This is a genomic window from Streptomyces sp. NPDC055815 (genome assembly GCF_053616475.1).
In genome coordinates, this window is the sequence record NZ_JBSHDU010000064.1 from 39,448 (window position 1) to 48,064 (window position 8,617).

Annotated in this window: 8 protein-coding genes; 2 read left to right on the forward strand and 6 right to left on the reverse strand. The window is 74.6% G+C overall.

Annotated elements, in window-relative coordinates; translation table 11 throughout:
• Positions 1–96: 96 nt before the first annotated feature.
• From ACWGN5_RS31355 to miaA, 5 genes are all read right to left on the reverse strand, one after another.
• A complete protein-coding gene (locus tag ACWGN5_RS31355; RefSeq protein ID WP_453521444.1) occupies positions 97–1,587 on the reverse strand; it encodes a M1 family metallopeptidase in 1,491 nt (496 codons plus the stop codon).
• Positions 1,588–1,988: 401 nt separating this feature from the next.
• The gene (locus ACWGN5_RS31360; RefSeq protein ID WP_453521447.1) at positions 1,989–4,130 is read right to left on the reverse strand and encodes a RelA/SpoT family protein; all 2,142 of its coding nucleotides are present in this window, start codon (positions 4,128–4,130) and stop codon (positions 1,989–1,991) included.
• Between the two features lie 175 nt (positions 4,131–4,305).
• Positions 4,306–5,178 carry a diaminopimelate epimerase gene (dapF, locus tag ACWGN5_RS31365; protein ID WP_453521450.1) on the reverse strand — a complete coding sequence of 291 codons (873 nt, stop codon included), beginning with the start codon at positions 5,176–5,178 and terminating at the stop codon, positions 4,306–4,308.
• Positions 5,179–5,430: 252 nt separating this feature from the next.
• Entirely contained in the window at positions 5,431–5,946 is a 516-nt protein-coding gene (locus ACWGN5_RS31370; RefSeq protein ID WP_453521468.1) for a hypothetical protein, read from the reverse strand.
• A gap of 108 nt (positions 5,947–6,054) precedes the next feature.
• Positions 6,055–6,993 (reverse strand): tRNA (adenosine(37)-N6)-dimethylallyltransferase MiaA, encoded by a 939-nt coding sequence (miaA, locus tag ACWGN5_RS31375; RefSeq protein ID WP_453521453.1) that lies wholly within the window; start codon positions 6,991–6,993, stop codon positions 6,055–6,057.
• A 139-nt stretch (positions 6,994–7,132) separates the two neighbouring features.
• On the opposite strand from miaA, the gene ACWGN5_RS31380 reads away from it, so the two are divergent.
• Together ACWGN5_RS31380 and ACWGN5_RS31385 are read left to right on the forward strand one after the other, a co-directional pair.
• Positions 7,133–7,393 carry a hypothetical protein gene (locus ACWGN5_RS31380; protein WP_453521455.1) on the forward strand — a complete coding sequence of 87 codons (261 nt, stop codon included), beginning with the start codon at positions 7,133–7,135 and terminating at the stop codon, positions 7,391–7,393.
• A 45-nt stretch (positions 7,394–7,438) separates the two neighbouring features.
• Positions 7,439–7,696: an antitoxin gene (locus tag ACWGN5_RS31385; protein WP_453521458.1), complete on the forward strand. Its 258-nt coding sequence runs from the start codon at positions 7,439–7,441 to the stop codon at positions 7,694–7,696.
• A gap of 89 nt (positions 7,697–7,785) precedes the next feature.
• Here the strand turns inward: ACWGN5_RS31385 and ACWGN5_RS31390 are convergent, their stop codons facing one another.
• A complete protein-coding gene (locus ACWGN5_RS31390) occupies positions 7,786–8,493 on the reverse strand; it encodes a class III extradiol dioxygenase subunit B-like domain-containing protein (protein ID WP_453521461.1) in 708 nt (235 codons plus the stop codon).
• Positions 8,494–8,617: the final 124 nt, after the last annotated feature.

The following is an 8,617-nucleotide window of genomic DNA, read 5'->3' on the forward strand; positions in this document are numbered from 1 at the left end:
TGTCTGTGCCGGTCACAACGCCTGCGGGCGCCGGAAGATTCCCGTCCGCGGCCGCGTCGCCGACCTGAAGATGGTGACACGGCCGCGCGGGGCCCGTCACCCGGGTTTCGGGGCGGTCCTCGGGGCCTCGACGGGGCGGCTGCGCCAGTCCGGGTGCCCGGGCATGGCGGGGGTCTTCGCCTCGTACAGCCAGGCGCGGAAGAAGGCGGTGAGGTCCCGGCCGGCGACCTCGCCGGCGAGGGCCGTGAAGTCGGCGGTGGTGGCGGTGCCGTCCCGGTGCTCGGCGACCCAGCGGCGCTCCAGGGTCCGGAAGGCTTCAGTGCCGATCTCCTGGCGGAGCGCGTAGAGGACGAGGGCGCTGCCGTCGTAGACGACGGGCCGGAAGAGGCTGATCTTGTGGCTGGGCGAGGGGGGCTCGGGGGCGGCCGGCGGTCCTCCGTCGGCGCGCCAGCCGTCGGAGGCGGCGTAGGCGGCCTTCATGCGCTTCTCCAGGGACTTGCCGGCGGTCTCCTCGGCGTACAGGGCCTCGTACCAGCTGGCGTGTCCCTCGTTGAGCCACAGGTCGGACCAGGTGCGGGGCGAGACGCTGTCGCCGAACCACTGGTGGGCCAGCTCGTGGACCATGACGGAGTCGACGTACCACTCGGGGTAGGCGGGCTCGGTGAAGAGGCCGCGTTCGAAGAGGGAGAGGGTCTGGGTCTCCAGCTCGAAGCCGGTGTCCGCGTCGGCGATCAGCACGCCGTACGTCTCGAAGGGGTACGGGCCGACCTGCTTCTCCATCCACTCCAGGTGGCCGGGGGTGCGGCGCAGCCAGGGCTCCATGAGCTGCCGGTCGGCGGTGGCGACGACGTCCCGTACGGGCAGCCCGTGGGGGCCCTCGCGGTGGACGACGGTGGAGCGGCCGATGGAGACCTGGGCGAGCTCCGTGGCCATGGGGTGGTGGACGCGGTACGTCCAGGTGGTGGTGGCGCCGTGGTCGACGCGGCCTTCGGGGAGCCCGTTGGCGACGACGGTGAGGTCGCTGGGGGCGGTGATGCGGAAGGTGAAGCGGGCCTTGTCCGCCGGGTGGTCGTTGGAGGGGAAGACCCGGTGGGCGGCGTCGGCCTGGTTGGCCATGGCGAGCCCGTCGCCGGTACGGACCCAGCCGCCGGTGTCGGCTGGGCCGGTGGGGTCGCTGGTGTGGGTGACGTCGATCTGGACCTCCTCCCCCGCGTCGATCGGGGCGACCGGGGTGACGACGAGGTCCTCGCCGCTGCTGCTGTACTCGGCGGGCAGGCCGTCGACGGTGACGGCGGAGACCTTGCCGTGGGTGAAGTCGAGGTTGAGCCGCTCCAGGTCCTCGGTGGCGCGCGCGTCGATGCGGGTGACGGCGGCGAGCGGCTTGGTGTTCACCCCCGGATAGGTGAGGTCGAGGGTGTACGCGAGGACGTCGTAGCCGGGGTTGCCGAGGTGCGGGAAGAGCGGGTCCCCGATGCCGAGCGGGGCGGGGGCGGGCAGCGCGGCGGCGACGAGCCCGGCGGAGGCGGCGACCAGGACGGCGGAGCGGAGCCATCGCGCGCGGGGCAGGGGGGTTCGGACGAGCGGCATGGGCCAGGGCCTTTCCGGAGGAATGGCCCTACGGCTACCAGGGCGGCCGCCGCGCACCGGGACGACGCGCGCGCCGGCCACCCGAAGGGGGACACGGGAGGGGGCACCCGAAGCTGACGGCCGACCGGCGAACCCCGGGGCGGGTGGCCGGGGGGCCGTTGCCCGCGGGCAGTCACCCGAGGCCCGTCGTCCGCAGGCCGTCACCCGAGGTCCGTCCCCCGCAGGCCGTCGCCCGCAGGCCGTCACCCGAAGCCCGCCGCCCGAAGCCCGCCGCCCGCAGGCCGCCGCCCGCAGGCCGTCACCCGAAGCCCGTCACCTGTAGGCCCTCGCCCGAAGCCCGTCACCCGCAGGCCCTCGCCCGAGGCCGGGTCGCCCGAGGGCCCTCGTCCGCGGCCCCGGCGTCAGTTCAGCCCGCGTGAGTGGCGGGCCCGGCTGACGTCGTAGACGCCCGGTACGTCCCGCATGGCGCGCATGAGGGCGGCGAGGCCGGCCACGTCGGGGAGGTGGAGGGTGTACGTGTGGCGGACCCGCTGCTCGCTGGGCGGCTCGACGTTCGCCGAGACGACGGCGGCCCCGGAGGCGGCGATGGCCTCGGTGAGGTCGGCGAGCAGTCCGGGCCGGCCGAAGGACTCGGCGACGAGGGTGACCCTGCCCTGCGCGGTGTCGCCCCAGCGGACGGCGACGGGCTCGCGGCCGAGGTCGCGCATGGCGTCGGCGGCGGAGCAGCGGGCGCGGTGGACGGTGACCGAGCCGCCGCGGACCCGGAAGCCGGTGATCTCGTCGGGCGGTACGGGGGTGCAGCAGCCCGCCGGGCGTACGGCCACGGGCGGCTCGCCGTCCAGGTCGGCGTGGAGCTCGGCGCCGGAGCGGCGCTCGGCGGGGACGCTGAGCTGCGGCCGGGGGTCGCTGGGGGCGGCGGGCGGCGCGGTGTTCTCGGGGTGCGCCTGGAGCCAGCCGGTGATCGCGATGCGCGCGGCAGGGGTACGGGCGTGGTCGAGCCACTGCGGGGACGGCCCGGAGACGGTGTCCTGGGCGAGGAGCAGCTGGACGGTGTCGCCGTCGCCGAGGACGGTGCTCAGCGGGGCGAGGCGGCCGTTGACGCGGGCGCCGAGGCAGGCGTGGGCGGCCTCGCCGTGCTGGGCGTAGGCGGCGTCGACGCAGCTGGCGCCGACGGGCAGGCTGATGGTGCCGGGGGCGCTGCCGTCGGCGCGGAAGACGGTGATCTCGTCGTCCTCGGCGAGGTCGGCGCGGAGCGAGGTCCAGAAGGTGTCGGGGTCGGGGGCGGACTGCTGCCAGTCGAGGAGCCGGGAGAGCCAGCCGGGGCGGGTGGGGTCGACGCGTTCGCCGTCGTCGGGGCCCGGGAGGGGGCCGTCGGGCTCCTGGCCGACGTGGGGGTTGCCGAGGGCGACGACGCCGGCCTCGGCGACCTTGTGCATCCGGTGGGTGCGGATGAGGACTTCGGCGACGGCGCCGTCGGGGGCCGCGATCGCGGTGTGCAGGGACTGGTACAGGTTGAACTTGGGGGCCGCGATGAAGTCCTTGAACTCGGAGATCACCGGGGTGAAACAGGTGTGGAGCTCGCCGAGGACCCCGTAGCAGTCGGCGTCCTCGGCCACGAGGACGAGGAGGCGTCCGAAGTCGCAGCCGCGCAGCTCGCCGCGCTTGAGGCGGACGCGGTGGACGGAGACGAAGTGCCGGGGACGGACGAGGACTTCGGCGCCGATGCCGGCCTCGCGCAGGAGGGCGGTGACCTGGTCGGCGAAGGCGGCGAGCTCGCCGACGGCGCCGGGGTTGCCGGCGATGAGCGCCCGGGTGGTCTCGTACTCCTCGGGGTGGAGGATCGCGAAGACCAGGTCCTCCAGCTCGGTCTTGAGGGCCTGGACGCCGAGCCGCTCGGCGAGCGGGATGAGGACGTCGCGGGTGACCTTGGCGATCCGGGCCTGTTTCTCGGGGCGCATCACGCCGAGGGTGCGCATGTTGTGGAGGCGGTCGGCGAGCTTGATCGACATGACCCGGACGTCGCTGCCGGTGGCGACGAGCATCTTGCGGAAGGTCTCGGGCTCGGCGGCGGCCCCGTAGTCGATCTTCTCGACCTTGGTGACGCCGTCGACGAGATAGGCGACCTCGTCGCCGAACTCCTGGCGGACCTGATCGAGCGTCACCTCGGTGTCCTCGACGGTGTCGTGGAGGAGGGAGGCGGTCAGGGTGGTGGTCTCCGCGCCGAGCTCGGCGAGGATGAGGGTGACGGCGAGGGGGTGGGTGATGTAGGCCTCGCCGCTCTTGCGGAACTGGCCGCGGTGCGAGGACTCGGCGAGGACGTACGCCCGGCCGAGCACCGTCAGGTCGGCCTCGGGGTGGTGGGCGCGGTGGGCCTCCGCCACATGGCCGATGGCGTCGGGCAGCCGGTCACGGGGCGCCGGTCCTGCGGTGGCGCCGAGCAGGGCGGCGCGGCCGAGGCGGCGGAGGTCGATCCGGGCGCGTCCGCGTCTGCGGACGGCCACGTCGGTGGGGGCGGCCTCGGGGTTGGTGGCCTCTGCGCTCATGGGGCACCTCCGGCAACATGGACCGGCGGTGGGCGGGCCAGGCGTGCCCGGGGGGCCGGTGCTTGATGCTACCGACCCCACCACGCGGCGCAGTCACGCTCTCGCTCAGCGTGAATCGGATCACCCATTCGAGCGATAATTCAGTCGTTGACAGTTTCGATTCCGTCGCACGCGATCATGCCGTGAGCCAGGCGGGGTCGACGGTGCCCTCGGCGACGATGACCGCGGGGCCGGTCATGTCGATCCGGCCGTCGGGGTGCTCGGTGATGACCAGGGTCCCGCCGAGGACGTCGACGGTGTACGTGACGGGGGTGCCCGACTCGGCGGGGTCGACGCCGTCCCGGCGGGCGGTGGCGACGGCGACGGCGCAGGCGCCGGTGCCGCAGGAGCGGGTCTCGGCGGCGCCGCGCTCGTGGACCCGCATGGCGACGTGGCGGGGGCCGCGGTCGGCGACGAACTCGATGTTCACCCCGTCCGGGTAGACCGCGGCGGGCTCGTACGGCGGCTCGTCGTACAGGTTCCCCGCGTGGGCGAGGTCCTCGACGAAGGCGACCGCGTGCGGGTTGCCCATGTTCACGTTGCGCGCGGGCCAGCTGCGGCCGTCGACGGTGACGGTGACGCCGGCGTCGGGGAGCACGGCGCGGCCCATGGCGACGGTGACGGAGCCGTCCTTGTCCAGGTGGACGTACTTCACGCCGCCCCGGGTGGCGACGGCGACCTCGCCGGCGGTGACGTGCCCCGCGTGCTCCAGGTAGCGGGCGAAGACCCGCACGCCGTTCCCGCACATCTCGGCGACCGAGCCGTCGGCGTTGCGGTAGTCCATGAACCACTCGGCCTCGTCGGCCAGGTGGCGGGCGTCGGGGTGGGCGGCGCTGCGGACGACGTGCAGCAGCCCGTCGCCCCCGATGCCGGCGCGCCGGTCGCAGAGCCGCGCCACGACGGCGGGCGGCAGGTCGACGGCGTTCTCCGCGTCGGGGACGATCACGAAGTCGTTCTCGGTGCCGTGGCCCTTGAGGAAGGGGAGCGGCGAGGTCTGCGTGCTGGTCACGCGATCAACTGTACGGGTCGGGCCCGACACCCCGCCCACCCTGTCCACAGACCGGCCCCCGCCCCCAGGCGCGCTCCGGCCCCTCCGCCCCGGGCCCGACTCCGTGCGGGCCCGCGCCGGGCTCCATGAAGGCCGAGCGACTCCGCGCGGGGCGGGGGGGCCGTACGGGGCGAGCCGGGGCCGACTGCGTGCAGGGCCGGGGCCACCGGACCGGCGAGGGCTCAGCGCAGGGATGGGGCACGGGCCCCTGATTCAGCGCAGGCGGGCGACGCGCCAGACCGACAGGGCCACCAGGGCCGCGATCGTCGAGACGTAGAGGGCGAGGACGCGCCAGTTCGGGCGCTCGCCCGAGCCGCGGGGCGGGAGGCCGGGCCAGGTGTAGCCGACCTTGCGGGCGGCCATCATGCCCCAGCCCGCCGCGCAGGAGCTGATGAGGAGGCCGAGCATCGCGACCACCGCACCGCCGTCCCCCGAGCCGAAGGCCAGCGGGAACGCGAACATGAGCGAGCCGACGGCGGCCAGACCCACGATCGGGGCGAGCTGCCAGATCCGCAGCCGGCGCTGGGGGCGCAGCTCGACCTCGACCTCGTCGGCGTCGACCTCGACGGCCGTGCCCACGGCGTCGTCCGGTCCGTCCGGGGTCAGCCCCGAGGCCGTGCCGACGGGAGCGTCGTCCGTCGGATGGCCCGGGGTGTCCCCCGACGGATCCGCCGTCGGGTCACTCAGGGCCGCCTCGTGCTGTTCTCTGTCGCGAGGGCCGGCCTCCATCGCCACGCGCCCTCCCCACTCGGACTCCACTTGGTCGATCGATGCTCGATGATGGCACGCTCATGACCGCCGAAATGACGGGCAGTGCGTCCCGATGCCATCACGTGATCAGGCTGTAACCGCTCGTTCGACCAACGACAGCGCCTCCCGCGGGAGTTCCCCGCGGTGATCGGCCGCTCCGCTGAGCCAGTGCACCCGCGGGTCGCGGCGGAACCACGAGTCCTGGCGGCGTGCGAAGCGCTTCGTGGCCCGCACGGTCTCCGCGCGCGCCTCGTCCTCGGTGCACTCCCCCGCGAGCGCCGCGAGGACCTGCTGGTAGCCGAGGGCGCGGGCCGCCGTGCGCCCCTCGCGCAGCCCCTGCGCCTCCAGGGCGCGCACCTCGTCGACGAGACCGGCCTCCCACATCCGGTCCACGCGCGTGGTGATCCGTTCGTCCAGCTCGGGGCGGGCGACGTCGACGCCGATCTGGACGGTGTCGTAGACGGAGTCGTGGCCGGGCAGGTTGGCGGTGAAGGGCTTGCCGGTGATCTCGATCACCTCGAGCGCCCGGACGATGCGACGGCCGTTGCTGGGCAGGATCGCGCGGGCCGCCTCGGGGTCGGCCTCGGCCAGCCGGGCGTGCAGGACGCCGGAGCCGCGCTCCTCCAGCTCGGCCTCCAGACGGGCCCGGACGGCGGGGTCGGTGCCGGGGAACTCCAGGGCGTCGACGGCCCCCCGTACGTACAGTCCGGAACCGCCGACGAGGACCGGGGTGCGGCCCTCGGCGAGCAGCCGGTCGATCTCGGCGCGGGCGAGCCGCTGGTACTCGGCGACGCTGGCGGCCTCCGTGACGTCCCAGATGTCGAGGAGGTGGTGCGGGACGCCGCCGCGCTCCTCAAGCGTCAGCTTGGCGGTTCCGATGTCCATCCCCCGGTAGAGCTGCATCGAGTCGGCGTTGACGACCTCGCCGCCGAGCTGCTGCGCCAGGAATACACCCAGATCGGACTTTCCGGCTGCCGTGGGGCCGACGACGGCGATGACCCGCGGGGCGGGAGCTGCGCTTCTCACCGTCCCAGTCTCGCAAACCTCCCGCCCGGTCCCCGAACGAGCTACGTGACGGCCCCCCTCCGCCTTCGTTGCCTGTTGCGAGGTTCCGACCGTCGACCATCACGGAGCCCGCCCCGTCCGAGTACGCTATGGAGTGAATATGGGCGTTTTTGCAATGTTTCGCCGGAAGAAGCAGGACGTGGTCGAGGCCGCCTCCGATGCGGGGGCCGATGTCACGGCCGAGGCCGCGGCGGATCCCGCGGAGGACGTCGAGACGAAGGTCGACGCGGACGTCGACGCGGACGTCGAGACGGACGAGGTGACGGCCGGAACGGCGGCCGCCGAGGCCGTGGAGATCCCGAAGCAGCAGTCGGCCGAGGCCGCCGCCGACAACGACGCGGGCGAAGGCGCCCGACGGTAGGACACGGAACACGGGCCCCCGAGGTCCGCGGAGGGAAGGTGCCCCATGGGTCTCCTGGATTCGCTGAAGGCCAAGCTCGCCCCGGCCAAGGACAAGGTCGCCGACCTCGCGCAGCAGCACGGCGAGAAGATCGACCACGGTCTGGACAAGGCCGCGAAGCTGGTCGACGAGAAGACCAAGGGCAAGTACAGCGACAAGATCCAGTCCGGTACGGGCAAGGCGAAGGACGCCATCGACCGGATCGGTCACAAGGACGACGGCACGCCCGGGAGCGGTGGCGCGACGCCGCCGCCGGCCGCCTGACGACCGACGTCACCCGACAGTCCCTCCGCACGGCGGACGGCCGCGGAGCAGCGTGCTCCGCGGCCGTCCGCCGTTCGCGTGCCCGGCCTTCAGGACCAGGCGGCCACGAAGTACCCCACGCCGTACGGGGCGTCCTCGAAGAGCAGTCGGCCGTCGAGGCCCGCGCCCTCCGCCGCGCCCGCGAGGACCTGCCACGGGGCGCGGCCGGCCGCCTTCAGCTCTCCCGCGAGCCCGGCGTCCAGCGCGAGCAGCGCGGCCACGTCGGCCGTGCCGAGCGCCCTCGCCGCCTCCGCGTCGAAGCCGGCCGCGCGCTCGTCCAGGTAGCCGGGGGCCTTCACGGTCCGGCAGGCGCTGCCGTCGCCCATCACCAGGAGGGCGACGCGCTCGGCCGAGGCCGCGAGCTCGCGGCCGGTCGCCGCGCAGGCGTCCGGTGCCGTCGCCTCGGCCACGGCCAGGCCCTCGATCGGGGCGTCGGCCCAGGCGGCGCGGGTCAGGAGCCAGGCGGCGACGGCCAGGGAGGCGGGAAGGGAGGCCGTCGTGCCCTCGCCTTCGCCCAGGCGGACGGAGAGGTCGACGCCGAATCCGGCGAAGGAGCCCGTCGTGCCGGCCGGGTAGGCGCCGTGCGCGCCCGCTGCGGCGGGGCCGACGACGTACAGCCGGTCGGGGCGGGCGGCGGCGAGCAGCCCCACGGCGTCCGCGCAGGCCGTCCGCGCGGCGTCCAGCTCGGGGGCGGCGCCGGTCGCGATCTCGGGGAGGAGGAGGGGCGGGGAGGGGCAGACGGCTGCGGCGACAAGCATGATCCGCAGCCTACCTACTGCGCCGCCGTCCGTTGTGGGCATGCGTTCCGCCGGGGCGGAACGGGTGGGCACAACGGAACGGCGCCCTTGCCGGCGCCAGAGGCTCCCGAGCCTGAACCCGCAC

Bases quoted from the DNA above. Each gene is read 5' to 3' on its own strand.
- ACWGN5_RS31355 (WP_453521444.1), bottom strand. From the start codon at position 1,587: ATGCCGCTCGTCCGAACCCCCCTGCCCCGCGCGCGATGGCTCCGCTCC.
- ACWGN5_RS31360 (WP_453521447.1), bottom strand. From the start codon at position 4,130: ATGAGCGCAGAGGCCACCAACCCCGAGGCCGCCCCCACCGACGTGGCC.
- ACWGN5_RS31370 (WP_453521468.1), bottom strand. From the start codon at position 5,946: ATGGAGGCCGGCCCTCGCGACAGAGAACAGCACGAGGCGGCCCTGAGT.
- ACWGN5_RS31380 (WP_453521455.1), top strand. From the start codon at position 7,133: ATGGGCGTTTTTGCAATGTTTCGCCGGAAGAAGCAGGACGTGGTCGAG.
- ACWGN5_RS31385 (WP_453521458.1), top strand. From the start codon at position 7,439: ATGGGTCTCCTGGATTCGCTGAAGGCCAAGCTCGCCCCGGCCAAGGAC.
- ACWGN5_RS31390 (WP_453521461.1), bottom strand. From the start codon at position 8,493: ATGCTTGTCGCCGCAGCCGTCTGCCCCTCCCCGCCCCTCCTCCTCCCC.